Here is a 16,496-nt window from a genome sequence, read left to right on the forward strand (position 1 = left end):
ACAATATTGCGTCGCACTCTTGTACTTTGGGTAATATTACTCATCTTTTTTGCTTCCGCACACAAGCCCAATCCAACAGCGATAGCGCCTACGCCATGCCTCTAGTAGAGGTTTTAAAAGATATCGAAAAAAATATGGAGTAACGATCCGTGCCGATGAAAAATTGGTTGTTGACAAAGTTTTAAAATATGCAAAGTGGCGATATAGAACTGATGTTGATGAAACATTACGTAATGTATTAGCACCTTTCGACCTGAAAGTAAAATCTGACGGAAGCGAAAAAAATATAAGGTAAGCGAGTTCGAATATTACCGTTGGCCGGTAGCCGAAGGCTGGGCCGAGCTGGATCGCATTGCAGCTCAATACAAAAATATTTCGGAATGGGAAGCAAGAAAAAAGATCTTGCATCCTTGTATAATGGAAGCTTTGCAATTATCAAAACTTCCGGCATATCCAATCAGTAAACCCATTCTCACACCTAAAAGAAAGCATGTTGGTTATACGGTCGAAAACATTGCTATTGAAATTTTAAAAGGTGTTTGGATTAATGGTTCTATTTACAGGCCAGCAAAGTATAAAGGGAAGATTCCCGTAATACTCAATCCCGACGGGCATTGGCAAGATCATCGCTTTCGTGAAGATGCCCAAATCCGTTGTGCTGCGTTGGCAAAAATGGGCGCGATAACCATTAGTTACGATCTCTTCGGCTGGGGTGAATCCGGTCTTCAATTTAAATATGAAGATCACCGCAAAGCCTTATCACAAACCATTCAAACGCTCGGCGCTATAAGAATTTTAGATTATTTGCTTTCTTTAAAAGAAGCTGACACATCACGTGTAGCCATTACAGGAGGTTCTGGCGGTGGCAGCCATACCGTTTTAATGACAGCCATTGATGATCGCATTAAAGTTTCCGCGCCTGTTGTTTCTGTTTCCTCATATATGTATGGCGGTTGTCCATGCGAAAGCGGCATGCCTGTTTTTCTTTGTGGAGGCGGCACCGATAACCTGGAACTCGCTGCCATGGCGGCTCCCAATCCACAATTACTGGTATCTGATGGCGGCGATTGGACAGACAGGATGCCTGAACATGATTTTCCGTATCTGCAAAAAATGTATAGTTGGTATGGTAAAAAAGAAAATGTCGAGAATGTGCATTTGCCAACAGAAAAACATGATTTTGGGATCAATAAAAGAACAGCCGTTTATCGGTTTATGGCGAAATATCTGAATCTTGATTTATCAGCAATTGAAAAGAATGGACAAATTGATGAATCAACTATTACCATCGAAAAAATGAGCGATATGTATGTGTTTGGAGAAAAAGGAGAGCAGCTTCCTGCGCATGCCGTAAAAGGATTTGAAAATCTTGAAAAGGTTTTCGAAGAAGCGATTAAATAATGATTTCACACAACGGCCACAAAGAAGGACGAGGAACACAAAGCTTTATCAAATCATTTTTTTGTTGGCGTTCAGTGTATGAAATAAGATAATTGGTAAAGATCGTTATGGTATAACAAATAGGTTTCGGTGTTTCCGTTGTATTCGTAGCGCTCTTTGCGTGAAAAACTTTACAAAACAATGATAAAAAAATAACACTCCTTTGTATGTTGTGCCTTTTAGCGGGCGCAACTGTTTTTGCACAGAAAGAAAGATATAAAATTGGGTTAATCGATCTGATGTTACTTAAACGCCAAAAGTTAAGCGCTATTCCATTGGCGAAAGAATTGAATGCTGATGGGCTGGAAGTAGACATGGGCGGACTTGGTAATCGGCCTACGTTTGACAACAAATTGCTAACTGATTCTATCAGACAGCAGTTTCTAAAAACGGCTAAAGAAAATGGAATCGAAATAGCTTCGCTGGCTATGACGGGTTACTATGCGCAATCTTTTTGTGGCAGAGAAGAATACCTGAAATCGATCACCGATTGTATCGAAACAATGAGGTTGATGAATGTGAAGACCGCATTTTTGCCAATGGGTATTCAATGCGACATCAGCATAAACAAGTCGGTGCGCGATTCAGTAATAAGCCGTCTAAAAGTTGCAGGCAAAATGGCGCAAGATGCGGGTGTTGTGATTGCGATAGAAACTTCTTTGTCTGCCAAAGAAGAAAGAAAATTATTAAAAGAGATCAATTGTCCGGCAATTAAGATCTACTTTAATTTTTCTAATCCTTTAAAAGGCGGTCGGGATTTGTATAAAGAAATGAAAATATTGGGAAAGAAAAACATAGCAATGATACATGCTACCAATAAAGATAGCGTTTGGTTGCAAAACGATCCGCAGATTGATCTTTACAAAGTAAAAAGGGTATTAGATAAAATGAAATGGAGTGGCTGGCTGGTAGTGGAACGTAGCCGAGATGCTAAGCAGCCAACTAATGTGAAATACAATTATGGGGCAAATGTGGCGTATTTAAAGAGTGTGTTTCAAGTAAAAGATAGCAGAAGATAGATGACATGGTCTGACGGTCCCCGTCTGACCGGTTATTATTAGCAAAGAAAACAATTGAAAGATAGGACGTCCTTGTTAACTTCCGTATGGTTTATATTGGATGGGTTCATGTACTACAGTACAAGGGTGCGACGCAACGAAGATGCCATATATTTATTGCCGGGACAATAAAAAATTATTTATGTATTAATCCTGTAGGTTTATATAAAACTTATTTTTGCGGGAATACGAATTTATGAGTACGAACTTACTACAATATAATACCAAATATCCGTCAGTTGCGGATTTGAAGCGAAAGGCTAAACAGAGAATACCCAAATTTGCTTTTGATTATCTCGAAGGCGGTTGCAACGATGAGTTGAATGTGTGGCGTAATGAGGAAGATTTTAAGAACATTTTCCTGATGCCGCAATATTTAAAAAAGCATCATGGTGTTGATATGCGTACGGAGCTATTTGGCCACACTTATGATGCGCCATTCGGTATTGCGCCAGTAGGTTTACAAGGGTTAATGTGGCCTAATGCTCCCGAAATTTTGGCGAAAGCAGCATTAAAACATAATGTTCCTTATATATTAAGCACCGTTTCTACCAGCAGTATCGAGCGTATTGCCGAGCTTACTGAAAGTAAATTCTGGTTTCAGTTGTATCATCCAACCGATAATGAGTTGCGTGATGATTTATTGCGCAGATTAGAAGCAGTTAACTGCGATGTTTTAGTAGTATTGATTGATGTGCCTTCTTTTGGATTACGTTACCGTGAGATCAAGGCGGGTTTATCGATGCCACCAAAACAAACAATAAACAATTTCATCCAAGCGGCTATGCATCCTGTTTGGGGTATTGAAACATTAAGAGTGGGAATTCCTTCCTTTGCTACATTAAAGCCTTATATGAAAAAAGGTATGGACATGAAGCAGCTTGGAAAATTTATGAACGCTACTTTCACTGGCCGTGTAGATGCAGATAAAGTAGCTGCAATAAGAGAAAAATGGAAAGGTAAATTGGTGATAAAAGGTGTGGTAAGTGAGCAGGATGCTGAAATATGCGCCAATATTGGGGTTGATGGCATTATCGTTTCTAATCATGGCGGACGGCAGATAGACCCCGGCGAGTCAACCATAAAGCCTTTGCAAGGATTGGCTGATAAGTTTAAAAGTAAATACAAAGTGATGATAGATAGCGGTCTTCGTTCAGGCCCCGATATTGGCCGGGCATTAGCATGCGGTGCCGATTTTACTTTTATGGGAAGACCCTTTATGTACGGTGTGGGCGCATTAGGTAAAGAAGGTGGCGATCATACCATCGCTATGTTGAAAGCTCAGCTAAAGCAAGTGATGGAGCAGGTTTGCTGCGAGACCATTCATGATTTTCCAGCAACGCTTATTAAATAGATGACAGAGAAGAGTTGACGGATGACAGGTTGTACATGGTCTGATTGTCGGTCTGATCAGAAATGTAGCTGTCAACTGTCATCAAGGAACTGTCATCTACCAAAAACAGACTATGAATCGTTCGGTTTATGTTATAACACCCACAGCGCAAAGCGGCAAGCTATTAATTAGTCTTGGGCTGATGCAAATGCTGCAACGTACTACTACCAAAGTAGCTTACTTTAAACCGCTGATTGAAACCAATGACACAAAGGACAATCATATAGATACCATACTCACACATTTTAAAATTAATATGGAGTATGATGATGCCTACGCTTTTACCAGAGCCGAGCTTAGCGAAATGGAAAATCAGGGCAAGATTAATGAGGTGTATGAAACTATTATTAATAAGTATAAAAAATTAGAAGAGCAGTTTGATTTTGTGTTGGTAGAAGGTAGCGATTTTCAGGAAGAAGGCTCTGTGTTTGAAGCGGATTTCAATGCGTCGGTTGCGCAAAGTCTTGCTATGCCGGTGTTGCTGGTAATAAAAGATGGTTTTGCAACCGTTGCTAATTTGGTGCATAATGTGGTGGCAGAAGTACATTCCTTTTTAGCAAAAGATCTAAATATCATTGGCCTGTTTGTAAGCAGATGCACAAAAGATGTTGATGAAGTAAAGCAAAAAATTGACAAGCATCTCCGCAATGAAATGGTGGTTTCGGTAATTCCTAACGATGAAGAACTAACCAAACCTTCGATGCAGGAAATAGCCGATCATTTAAAAGCACATATTCTTTTTGGCGCTGATAAACTAGAGAACGTAGCCAAGACTTCCATTATTGGTGGCATGCAATTGGGTAATTATCTGCCACGTATGCAGAATGATTGCGTATGTGTTATTCCCGGCGATAGAGGAGATCTTATTGTAGGTTCGATGCTGGCTAATATTTCACCGAAGTATCCTAATGTTGCAGGTATTGTTTTGTCTGGCGGTTTTTTGCCGGAGCGCTCCATCGTTAATTTAATGGACGATACACAAAAGCCTTTACCCATTTTGGCTGTTCCAACTGGAACCTTTGAAACGGCCAATAAAGTGGCCAACATTAAACCAAGGATTTCTCCGGCCAATCAATACAAAATAAAACTGTGTATTGATTTGTTTGAAGCGGCTGTTGATGCTGAAGCGTTAAGCCAAAAAATTAACTCGGTAAAAACTGAAAGCATTACGCCGCGCATGTTTCAGTACAATATGCTGGTAACGGCCAAGAAGATGCAGCGCCATATTGTATTGCCCGAAGGAACGGATGATCGCATTCTTACGGCGGCTTCACATCTTGCAAAAGATAAAATTGTTTTTCTCACTTTGCTGGGCAATCCTGAATTAATAAAAACAAAAGTAACCCAACTCGGTTTGTATTGGGATGATGAAAGAATCAAAATCATTGATCCTGAAAATAGCGATAAGTACGAAAATTATTATCAGACTTTATACGAACTACGAAAGTCAAAAGGCCTGGAATTAGCTGCAGCAGCTGATTTGATGCTTGATGTTTCTTATTTTGGAACGATGATGGTTTTCAAAGGAGAAGCAGACGGAATGGTTTCAGGTGCCGTTAATACAACTGCGCATACTATTAAGCCAGCTTTGCAATTTGTAAAAACAAAACTTGGTTTCAATACCGTATCCTCTATCTTTTTTATGTTGTTACACGATAGGGTATTGGTGTATGGTGATTGTGCCATTGTTCCTAACCCAACGGCAGAACAATTAGCAGAAATAGCTATCTCGTCAGCCGATTCGGCAAAAGCATTTGGAATAGCTACACCAAAAGTGGCGATGTTATCTTACTCTTCAGGCGCATCGGGTAGCGGTGCCGAAGTAGAAAAAGTAAGAGCCGCCACCAAAATTGTAAAAGAAACAAGACCAGATTTATTAGTAGAAGGCCCTATTCAGTATGATGCAGCTGTTGATCCGGTTGTAGGTAAAAGCAAGTTGCCTAATTCATTAGTTGCGGGTCAGGCAAACGTATTGATCTTCCCGGATTTGAATACTGGCAATAATACTTACAAGGCGGTGCAGCGCGAAACCGGTGCTTTGGCCGTTGGCCCCATGTTACAAGGATTAAATAAACCCATCAACGATTTAAGCCGAGGCGCAACAATAGAAGATATTTATAATACGGTAGTAATAACGGCTATTCAGTCGGGGAATGGATGAGGAAAGTCGAAGACGGAAAGTCGGAAGTCCAAAGATAGAAGCTAAGAGGTCGAAAAGGCTTTATCTGTTTTGGAGTGATTACTATTATAGAATAACATTTTTTTATAAACCTTTGCCGAAGGCGACTTTTGCGTTCTTTATTTGCAAAGAATATGAATCATCCTTTGCGATCTTTGCGTGAAGGGTTATTTACTTTCGGTCTTTCGGAATTCCCGTATTTTCTGACTTCTAATAAAAACAACTATGGAAATATTAATCATAAACGCTGGCAGTTCTTCTTTAAAATACCAGCTCATTAATGTGAACAATGGTGCTGTACTGGCAAAAGGTGTGGCAGAGCGAATTGGCATGGCGGGTAGCAATATCAGCCATTCCTGGGTAAGAGATGGCAAGGAATTTAACACAACACTCGACAGTCATTTGCAGGATCATACCATTGCATTTGATGTCATTTCTGATTTATTGAGTAGCGATGAAACCGGCGTTATCAAACAGCGCGAAGATATAAAAGCCATTGGCCACAGGGTGGTGCATGGCGGCGAACATTACACCGAAACACAGGTGGTGACGGACGATGTGAAAAAGCTATTGAAGAATTGATTCCTTTAGCGCCGCTTCATAATCCGGCTAATCTTACCGGTATTAATGCGGCGGGGAAAGCGTTTCCTAATGCGGTGCAAGTTGCTGTTTTTGATACGGCTTTTCATCACACTATTCCTGAAAAAGCATTTCGATTTGCAATCCCCGAAAAATTTTATCATAAAGATCGCATACGAGCTTATGGCTTTCATGGCACCAGTCATAAGTTTGTGTATGAGCAAGCGGTTAAACATCTTGGTAAAAAAGATCTGAAAGCAATAACTATACATTTGGGTAATGGAGCCAGTATGTGTGCTATTAATGAAAATTGCGAAAGCGTTGAAACCAGCATGGGATTTGGGCCTTTGGCGGGTTTGATCATGGGAACAAGAAGCGGCGATATTGATCCTTCGATTATTTTTCACATGGCAGATGAAATGCAAATGCCTTTGGAAGAAATCAAAAATGTACTGAATAAAGAAAGCGGAATGCTTGGCATTGCTGGTAGCAACGACGCGCGCGATATTACAGAACTCTACGAAAAGGGTGATAAAAATGCTATTCTTTGTTATGAAATGTATGCCCATCGCATCAAAAAATACATCGGTGCTTACATGGCTGTTTTAAATGGCGTTGATGCTATTATTTTTACCGCGGGAATAGGTGAGAACAATGCGTTGGCAAGGTATCATTCCTGCAAAGGCCTTTCGGGTTTGGGTATTGTACTGGATGAGGAAGCCAATGTTTCAAAAAGTCATCCAAAAAAACTGTTGAAATACAAAATCCCGAAAGCGCAGTTAAAATAATGGTAATACCCACCAATGAAGAGTTGGAAATTGCTTTACAAACTTATGAGTTGGTGAAGCAATAAGAATTTTATTATCCAGTCTGAAGAATATATGGCATCGATCTTGCGTCGCACACTTGTTTTGTGGTGCATAGCTGATCCAATATAAACGAAGCGAACCTGATCTACCAATGTAGCGAAAATTTAGGATAATGTCGTTTATGTAGGATGATTCATATTCTTCAGTTGAACGGAGCGACGCAATTTCGATGCTATCTATTTACTGCTTGTTTAATAAACATCATATTTATTATTTCACTAACTAAAAAAATAAACACTACTGACATACTGTTGTCACCAGCCCGATAGAGCTTTGTTGTATTCAAATCATTTAAAACAAATTTTATGAACACAGCAACTACTATCGAACGTCCAATTATCAGTACAGAAGAGTTATTAAACGCATGGAAGGGGCATCGCAACCTCACCAGGAAAGTGATCGAGGTTTTTCCGGAAAAAGATCTGTTCAGCTTTTCCGTTGGTGGCATGCGTCCTTTTGTTGATCTATGCAAAGAGATGATAACCGTTTCTGCTGGTGGCCTAAAGCAAATTATAACCGGCGTTATTGAGCCTTTTGAAGATGCGATGCCTCAGATAAAAGAAAAAGCTGATTTACTTCAGGCATGGGATGAAGCCACAGAACAGATAAGCATTTATTTTCCTCAAATTAGCGCTGAAAAATTTCATGAAGACATCAACCTGTTTGGAGAATATAAGTTCCCGGTAATTGAGAATATTCAATACTTTATTGATAATGAAATTCATCACCGTGCACAGGGATATGTTTATTTAAGGGCTTTAGGTATTGAACCTCCATTTTTCTGGGACAGGTATTAAGACTTGCTTTTAATGGGAGCAGTTTGTTGAAGCCGATTATTTATTTCAGAAACTAACGCCGATAATCTGTTACGTACACTTTCGGGTTCAAGAATATCAGATTTATCTGCAAGCACAATGAACCAGCGAATAAAATATTCAGGATCCTCAGCATACTCAAAAGTCATTTCTGTTTTATCGCCAACTTTTTTTTCAGAGACAAAGCCGTATAATATGCGGCTTTGTTTTATATACTTAACGTATGCAGATTCGATCTGTATTTTAATGGTTACATAATTATTTCGTTCGGGCCTTTGAAGATAGAATGAAAGCTCTTTGTGTTGCAGGATAAAATCGCTTTCCAATCGAGCTATTTTAATGATTCGATCTGCTCTGAAATTCCGGTGATCTTTTCTAAGATGACAGTAGGCAACAAGGTACCAATATTCTTTTTCGTGATATAGTCCAATCGGCTCAATGCTTCGGTTCACCGGTTCATCAGCATCAAATGAATGATACAATATCTGCACTTGTTTTTTGTTTACGATTCCATGCATCAATATCTCAAGTGCATTAGGCACATCTTTATTGAATAAAAGATTTTTGGGCTGAACTAAAATTCGTTCATCCAGCATATCCATCCAATCTTTTTCGGCCCATCTCAACACAGATTTTACCTTGAACATAGCAGCCTGAAATGCAGTACCGATCGACTTATCAGTGAAATGTTGCATCAGCTTTTCTGCCGCCACGAAGCTCACTGCTTCATCTTTTGTAAACATTACAGGCGGCAACTTGTAACCTTCAACAATTGAATAGCCCACGCCTGCTTCCGAACTGACGGGAACGCCAGAAGCTTCCAATGTTTTTATATCACGATAGATTGTGCGAAGGCTTACGCCAAAGCGATCCGCCAGATCCTGGGCTTTTACTATTCGCTTGGATTGCAATTGCGTTAGAATGGCGATCACCCGGTCAAACTTTTTCGGACTTTCGTCTAATATATCATTATTTATTGCAGGCATTGATATTTTTTGTGCAACTGCAATTTAGACTGCTAAAGCGATGAATACAAATCTTAAACAAAAAACCGTGATACATTGTACCACGGTTTTTTGTTTAAAGAAATGTTTTTATATTGTTTTTGGAGTATAGATCTTTACGACACCGTCTTCTTCGCTACTAACAATTAGCAATGATTTCTTTGTGGGACTTGCCTTTGCCGGGATAAATAACACACCTTCTGGAGCATCACCGGTTTTTACGATCTGCAAAAACTTGGGATTTTGAGGATCGTTAGTATCATACATAGCTACAGCATCTACTCTTTCCATTCCAACAAAAGCTACATTTGTCTTACCTACTTTGCCAATAGCAATGCCTTCTGGTTCAACAGATTTGTCGTCGCTTCGGCCATCATCGTATAGCTTAGCTTCGTTAACCTTTATATCCAGCTCATTCTTACTGTCGAACACTTGCGTGCCATTCAATCCATTCCATACGCTGAAAGAGCGTGCGCCGAAAGAGTATAATTCATCATAGTCGCCATCTCCGTCTTTGTCACCAAGCGTTTTTGTAATGTTTAACCTACCTAGCGCAGCATTTTTTTGAGATCTGTCGCGTTTGGAAAGGCGGTAGGATCTAATACTATATCCTTATGCCCTGCACGTTCAGCTTCAACGTAAGTATCGTATTCTCTTGCGTCGCCTTCGTTAGCAGTGAATAAATAAGGAACATTATTGTGTTCTGCAATAGCAATGGCATCAGGCATATACACGCCTTTTACATTCCATTTTCCAGTAACATATTTGTCGTCGTCGTTGGTAGGATCTATTTCATTTCCTGCCAAAGAATAGTCTTTGAAGCCAAGTGGGAAAATATCTGTAATAGCTTTTCCGGTTATATTCACTTTAGCAATGGCATTGTTTTCCTGCAGCGTAACCCAGGCAGTTTTAGAATCAGAAGAGATGGTAATATATTCGGGTTCTATATTTGATGCAAAATCGGGGTTAGCTGTTGGGCCGAAAATTCTAAAACCTTTTGCCTTCAAAGTAGCAGCCTGGCTCGCGAAATTGTCAAAGAAAATGGTGTTGACAGCGTAGTTGTTGCTAATATCTATAATTGAAATACTTCCTTTTGGATCAATAGAATAATCCGCATTTGGCTCACCTTCATTTGCTGTCAGTATGAATTTTCCATCTGGAGAAAAAGTGATCATATCTGGTAAAGCGCCAACGGTGATGGACTTAATTTCTGAATGGTCTGTCGTTTTCAAAACAGCTACTTTGCCATTATTTGTTTTTATTAACGACTGAATAGCGGCAGCTAATTTTCCTTCGTGAACACTTACGCTGTTCACAGCGCCACCATAAGGTGCCATGCTGATTGATGTAATATATATCGGATTTGCCGGATTTTTCAGGTCGATCACATCAATCTTGTTAATATCACCATCGCTCGAAACTGCATTATTTACAACAAAAAGTTTTTGGGTAAGGCTATCATACGCAGCTATTTCGGCTGCTCCGGTTTCGCCAATGTCTATTTGCCCTATTTCGGAAAATGTGGCAGGATCTTCGTTAATAAAATATTCTTCTTCGGTTGGTGTGGAAGGAGTTACAGATTTCTTACAGGCTGTTACGGACAGACAACCAGCAAAAAGCAGTTGTGCGAATATTTTCATCAGTAATAATTTAAAAACGAAAATAACCGTGGCTTGTAAAGAAATTGTAAACATAAGCTTATGCAATTGTTATGGATGATGTTTCGTGAATATAAGGATTCCATTTTTTAGTAATATTTTCCATCACTACAAGAAAAACAACCATGCAGAAGACTTTTGTCTTTGTTAAATTTACAATTGTTATTTTTACAATTAAACATTGCCTGGTGAAACGATTGTTGTATATTTTACTGTTATTTCTCAGCTCATATTTGGTGTCCGATGTAAATGGCCAGGTTTACGTTGCTGTTAGCGGAAATGATTATAATACAGGAACAAAGGAGCAGCCGAAGGCCAGTTTAAACGCGGCTTTGCGGCAAGTAAGAGAAATGAGAAGACTGAATGATGCTGCAATAAATCATCCCATTCATATTATTATAAAGGATGGCATTTATCATTTATCAGAACCGTTAGTGATAAGGCCGGAAGATGCAGGAACTGCTAAAAGCCCCACATATATTGAGGCAGAAGAAAACGCAAAAGTTATATTGAGCGGTGGTGTTAAAATAATAGGTTGGAATAAGCTGGAGAAGTCAACAGTTGAAATACCAACAAACATTAAGAATAATATTTGGGTAGCAAATCTGCCTGATGAGTTTGATGGATTGCCTGCAATCAACAATTATGGATCAATAATACCAAAGCAGTTAGAGCCAGATGGCCCAATGATGGTACAATGGACCGTATTATTAGTTGGAATAAAAAAGATGAAACAACACAGATACCTAAACCGCCGGTAAACATTGAAAACATAAACGGTATGGAAATGTTTATTCATCAATGGTGGGAGATAGCTATATTACGCATCAAACAAATGAAGATAAGCGGCGATAGCGCACAGCTATTCTTTCGTCAGCCTGAAAGCCGCATCCAAAGCGAACATCCCTGGCCGGCTCCGTGGATTTCAAAGGAAACAGGTAACTCCGCTTTTTATCTTTCCAATGCGATTGAATTTTTAGACGAGCCTGGCGAATGGTATGCTGATCAACAAAATAAAAAAATATACTACTGGCCGCGCGATGGTGAGGATCTTAATGTAGCAACAGTTACTGCGCCTTTATTAGAAAATTTAGTAACTATTGAAGGAACGATTGATGATCCTATAACCAACATTCATTTTAAGAATATTTCTTTTCAACATACCGCTTGGTATCGCCCTTCTTTGCAAGGGCATGTGCCGCATCAGACAGGGATGCCGATGACAGATGCTTATAAACTGAGACCAGCTGGAACAAAAAATAAAACTTCATTAGAAAATCAAGCCTGGATTACAAGGCCTGAAGCTGCTGTTAAAGCTTCTTTCGCTAACAACATTTTTTTTGAAGAATGCCGTTTCAAAAATCTGGCTTCAACTGGATTGGATTATCATAAAGGAGTAAAGAATGCTACTATAAAAGGGAATCTGTTTAAAGGTGTAGGAGGAACAGCTATTCTGGCAGGTGTATTTGCAGATGAAGCAACGGAAATTCATCTTCCATACAATCCAAAAGATGAAAGAGTAGTAACTGATTCGATAACTATAACAAACAATTTTATTACGGATGCCACTAACGAAGATTGGGGAAGCGTAGGCATTGGCTTAGGATATACAAGAAACGCTACCATTGCTCACAATGAATTGAAAACGTAAACTACTCTGGAATTAGCATGGGATGGGGCTGGAGTCCTAAACCCAATGTGATGAAAAATAATAAAGTACTTGCTAATAAAATTCATCATTTTGGCAAACAGAATTATGATTGCGCAGGCATTTATACTTTAAGTGCTCAACCCGGTTCTGTCATCAGTAATAATTATATAGACAGCATTTATAAAGCGCCTTATGCGCATCTACCATCGCATTGGTTTTATTTATATACAGACGAAGGTTCTTCTTACATTACCATTAAGGACAACTGGACGGCTTCACAAAAGTATCTTCAAAATAATAACGGACCCGGCAATGAGTGGATTAATAACGGGCCGCAAGTTGCTGACCATATAAAGCAAAATGCCGGCCTTGAGGCTCAATACCAGCATCTTTTAAAAGAGAAAACATATCAGCATATAAAGCAGGCTATTAATTCGGAACATGAGGAACTGGTGGAGCTTGTGGTTAACAAAGGAAAGTTAGATCTGACAAAATTAAAAGTGTTTCTTAAAAAAATAACTTAGATCCTAACAGTATTTACAATTGGAAAAATCGTTATGTGATTTTTGATAAAGTGCAGGATCTGTCCGTGTTTCAAGGCAAGCTGAAAAAGAATTCCCTGAATTGGAAGTGCGGCCATATTATGATATGTATTATCAATTTAACCGCAGTCGATGTGATGATAAAGCAACGGTTAAAGATTGGGAGCATATTATTCTTACGGCGAATTTAGTAGCTGATGTACAAAAGCAAAAGAAGTATCTGGAGTATCACGCAACACAATTTGAAGAATGGCCGGAAATATCCAAAGGCTTCTGCAATGCCGATTTCCAAAGATTGATGATGTTTAGAAATGGTAGGCAATTGATGTTGGTGATTAGTATTCCGAAAGGAAAAACATTAGACGAATTAAATCCAAAGACTACAGAAAACAATCCGCGGGTAGATGAATGGAATAAAATAATGTCACAATATCAGAAAGGAATTGAAGGAACAAAAAAGGAGAAGTGTGGGTGTTTTTAAAGCCCCTAACCCCTAAAGGGGGAATGAAATAAAGCGTTTGATAATTAAGATAATAAAAGAAGATAAGTATGCGTTTTGCAGACAATAAAGTAAATGGCAACTCCCCTTTAGGGATAGGGGGTATCCTCGGTATCCTCGGTCTTGGTGAGGGGAGAAGCACGATCAGTGCAGCATTGCAAAGTAAAAAGGTATTATTGAAAACACTTTGTGATGCTAATGAAGAAGTCTGCAAGCAACGTTGCAAAGAGTTCGATTTTGATTCATATACTACTAATTATGAGGACATGTTGAATGATCAGGATATTAATATCATAGCTATTTATACACCCGATCATCTTCATGCAAAACATATCGCTCAGGCTTTAGAACATGGAAAGCATGTCATTTGTACAAAGCCTTTCATCGATGACCTGAAGGATGCAAAAGCTTTGTTAGAGCTTCAGGAAAAAACAGGTAAAAAAGTATTTGTGGGTCAAAGCTCTCGTTTTTTTGAACCAGCAAAACGACAACGTAAAGATTTTGAAGCTGGAGAAATAGGAGAATTGATCACTGTTGAAAGCCATTATCACGCTGATCATCGTTGGTTTTTAGAAAAGAAATGGGCATTAGATGATGCGTTTAAATGGTTGTATGGCGGCTTAAGCCATCCCGTAGATTTTATCAGATGGTACTTGCCGGATGTTGAAGAAGTGATGGGCTATGGAATGATCAGCGCCAATGGCAAAAAAGCAGGTTTGAAGAATGAAGACACCATGCATTTTATTTTTAAAGCTAAAGATGGTCGTATTGCTCGTGTAAGCGGCGTATATACTTCTCCCATACAACCAGCAGCGCGCGAAAGCGGCATGAGTACGGTGCTGCGCGGAACAGAAGGCGCCAGTCAGGCCGATTATCATGAACTGCGTTATGCAATAACCGATAAAACTGGAGAGGAAAAAGTGATTACCTGGGGCGATAGCACGCTAAAATATTATTTCCGTTTTGAAGGCCAAAGTCATCATGCAGGTGAATATCAAAACTATTTAGAGTATTTCGCAGATTCAATACAGTTGGGCTTTACAGCTTATCCCGATATGAAAGAAGGAATCGGAACTGTGGCTTTATTGCAAGCGATGGATGAAAGTTTAAAAACCGGAAAGCCCGTAAATGTAGATGAATTGTTAGCACGATATGGATTGGGAAATGTAAATTCTAAAATCTAAATTCAAAGTGAATAATATTTTACAAAAGCTTGAAACGATCGACTACATCATAGTTGCGGTTTATCTTTTAATACTTTTATATATTGGTTATAAAGCCAGTTTTGGAAGTAAGAAGAAGAAGGAAGAAGAGACGCTTTTTCTGGCCGGTAAATCACTTAGTTGGTACAGCATTGGTTTCAACATGTGGGGCACAAACGTAGGCCCGTCAATGCTTTTAGCCTTTGCAAGCATTGGCTATTCCACAGGGATTGTTGCCGGAAACTTTGAATGGTACGCTTTTGTATTTCTGTTTTTACTCGCTATGATCTTTGCACCGCGCTATCTCGCCAGCAAAGCCACAACCATGCCCGAGTTTATGGGACAACGTTATGGCGATGGTACACGCAATATTTTAGCATGGTATGCGTTGATCAAAATTTTAATTTCCTGGCTATCGCTGGGTTTGTTTGCCGGCGGTTTTTTGGTAAGGCAAATATTAGGCATTCCCATGTGGCAATCCGTAATTGTTTTGGTATTGTTTGCAGGTTTGTTTGCCTTTGCTGGTGGCTTAAAAGCTATCGCTCGCGTTAATGTATTTCAAATGATACTCTTAATTATAGTATCATTTATGCTTTGTATCCTTGGGTTGAATAAGGTTGGTGGTTTTAGCGCATTATACAATAGCACACCTCGCGAATATTGGAGTCTGGTGAGGCCAGCGTCAGATACAAGTTATCCCTGGCCCGCAATTTTACTGGGTTATCCCGTATCGGCTATTGCATTTTTTTGTACAGATCAGGCCATGGTACAATCGGTACTCGGCGCACGAAATTTAGAACAAGGTCAGTTAGGTGTAAGCTTTATTGGTTGGTTAAAGATTTTGTCACTGCCATTATTTATCATTCCAGGGATTGTATGTTTTCAACTTTTCCCCAATCTCAATTCTCCTGATGAGGCCTACATGACGCTGGTCACTAATTTGTTTCCAGCCGGGCTGAACGGACTGGTTATTGTTGTGTTGATTGCAGTGTTGGTGGGCACTATCGGTTCTTCGTTAAATGCTTTAAGCACTGTTTTTACCACTGATATCTATGTTAAAAAAATGAATCCTGCTGCCGATAATAAGCAAATTGTCAAGGTTGGAAGGATCACTGTTATTGCAGGTTGCTTCTTTGCTATTTTGATGGCATTGGCAATTGACAGCATCAAAGGTCTTAATTTATTTGATGTGTTTCAGGCCGTGCTTGGCTTCATCGCTCCATCTTTAGCGGTGGTATTTTTGCTTGCCGTGTTTTGGAAACGCACAACAAAGCGAGCTGTGAATTTTACTTTATCATGGGGTTCTGCTATTAGCCTCGGCGTTGGAGTTCTTTATCTGTGGGTGTTTCCGGCAAAGTTGTATCCTGTTTGGCCGCATTATTTATTGTTATCATTTTATCTATTTGCATTGTTGATGTTGCTGGCAGTTGTTATTTCGCTTATTGATAAGAATGGCGTTCGCGGTATAGGAATCAGCAATAAAGAACTTCCCAGGCCAACTAAGGCAGTTAAAATTGTTTGGGGCGCGTTAATAATTGTTATGATCACATTGTATTTAATATTTCATTAATGGTTTAATGTTCCCCTCTCTTTTGGAGAGGGGTTAG

12 protein-coding genes and 2 pseudogenes are annotated in these 16,496 nt (G+C 39.4%); 12 read left to right on the top strand and 2 right to left on the bottom strand.

What is annotated here, in order from left to right; translation table 11 throughout:
• The first annotated feature begins 402 nt into the window (after positions 1–402).
• From MKP09_RS07870 to MKP09_RS07895, 6 genes and pseudogenes are all read left to right on the top strand, one after another.
• On the top strand, positions 403–1,401 hold the full coding sequence (locus tag MKP09_RS07870; RefSeq protein ID WP_240827186.1) for an alpha/beta hydrolase family protein: 999 nt from the start codon (positions 403–405) through the stop codon (positions 1,399–1,401).
• A 206-nt stretch (positions 1,402–1,607) separates the two neighbouring features.
• A complete protein-coding gene (locus MKP09_RS07875; RefSeq protein ID WP_240827187.1) occupies positions 1,608–2,459 on the top strand; it encodes a sugar phosphate isomerase/epimerase family protein in 852 nt (283 codons plus the stop codon).
• A gap of 217 nt (positions 2,460–2,676) precedes the next feature.
• Positions 2,677–3,852 carry an alpha-hydroxy acid oxidase gene (locus MKP09_RS07880; protein ID WP_240827188.1) on the top strand — a complete coding sequence of 392 codons (1,176 nt, stop codon included), beginning with the start codon at positions 2,677–2,679 and terminating at the stop codon, positions 3,850–3,852.
• Between the two features lie 112 nt (positions 3,853–3,964).
• Positions 3,965–6,052, top strand: a complete 2,088-nt coding sequence (gene pta, locus MKP09_RS07885; protein WP_240827189.1) for a phosphate acetyltransferase — start codon at positions 3,965–3,967, stop codon at positions 6,050–6,052.
• A 243-nt stretch (positions 6,053–6,295) separates the two neighbouring features.
• Positions 6,296–7,437, top strand: a pseudogene (locus MKP09_RS07890) (acetate/propionate family kinase).
• A 386-nt stretch (positions 7,438–7,823) separates the two neighbouring features.
• Positions 7,824–8,315 carry a DinB family protein gene (locus MKP09_RS07895; RefSeq protein WP_240827190.1) on the top strand — a complete coding sequence of 164 codons (492 nt, stop codon included), beginning with the start codon at positions 7,824–7,826 and terminating at the stop codon, positions 8,313–8,315.
• Here MKP09_RS07895 and MKP09_RS07900 read toward each other — a convergent pair.
• Both MKP09_RS07900 and MKP09_RS07910 read right to left on the bottom strand, forming a co-directional pair.
• Positions 8,312–9,319: a helix-turn-helix transcriptional regulator gene (locus MKP09_RS07900; protein WP_240827191.1), complete on the bottom strand. Its 1,008-nt coding sequence runs from the start codon at positions 9,317–9,319 to the stop codon at positions 8,312–8,314. The two genes, MKP09_RS07895 and MKP09_RS07900, sit on opposite strands and share 4 nt — an antisense overlap.
• 108 nt (positions 9,320–9,427) lie before the next feature.
• Positions 9,428–11,031: pseudogene (locus MKP09_RS07910) on the bottom strand (choice-of-anchor I family protein).
• Positions 11,032–11,183: 152 nt separating this feature from the next.
• Here MKP09_RS07910 and MKP09_RS07915 point away from each other — a divergent pair.
• From MKP09_RS07915 to MKP09_RS07940, 6 genes are all read left to right on the top strand, one after another.
• A complete protein-coding gene (locus MKP09_RS07915) occupies positions 11,184–11,756 on the top strand; it encodes a hypothetical protein (RefSeq protein WP_240827194.1) in 573 nt (190 codons plus the stop codon).
• Positions 11,693–12,646: a hypothetical protein gene (locus MKP09_RS07920; protein ID WP_240827195.1), complete on the top strand. Its 954-nt coding sequence runs from the start codon at positions 11,693–11,695 to the stop codon at positions 12,644–12,646. The genes MKP09_RS07915 and MKP09_RS07920 overlap by 64 nt, the downstream gene beginning before the upstream one ends.
• 17 nt (positions 12,647–12,663) lie before the next feature.
• The gene (locus MKP09_RS07925; protein WP_240827196.1) at positions 12,664–13,170 is read left to right on the top strand and encodes a hypothetical protein; all 507 of its coding nucleotides are present in this window, start codon (positions 12,664–12,666) and stop codon (positions 13,168–13,170) included.
• 106 nt (positions 13,171–13,276) lie between these two features.
• Complete coding sequence (locus tag MKP09_RS07930) at positions 13,277–13,669, top strand: L-rhamnose mutarotase (RefSeq protein ID WP_240829410.1); 393 nt, start codon at positions 13,277–13,279, stop codon at positions 13,667–13,669.
• Positions 13,670–13,737: 68 nt separating this feature from the next.
• Positions 13,738–14,871: a Gfo/Idh/MocA family protein gene (locus MKP09_RS07935; protein WP_240827197.1), complete on the top strand. Its 1,134-nt coding sequence runs from the start codon at positions 13,738–13,740 to the stop codon at positions 14,869–14,871.
• Positions 14,872–14,878: 7 nt separating this feature from the next.
• Entirely contained in the window at positions 14,879–16,459 is a 1,581-nt protein-coding gene (locus MKP09_RS07940; RefSeq protein ID WP_240827198.1) for a sodium:solute symporter family transporter, read from the top strand.
• Positions 16,460–16,496 lie beyond the last annotated feature (37 nt).

The sequence above is a fragment of the Paraniabella ginsengisoli genome, from assembly GCF_022513635.1.
Lineage (GTDB): Bacteria > Bacteroidota > Bacteroidia > Chitinophagales > Chitinophagaceae > Niabella > Niabella ginsengisoli.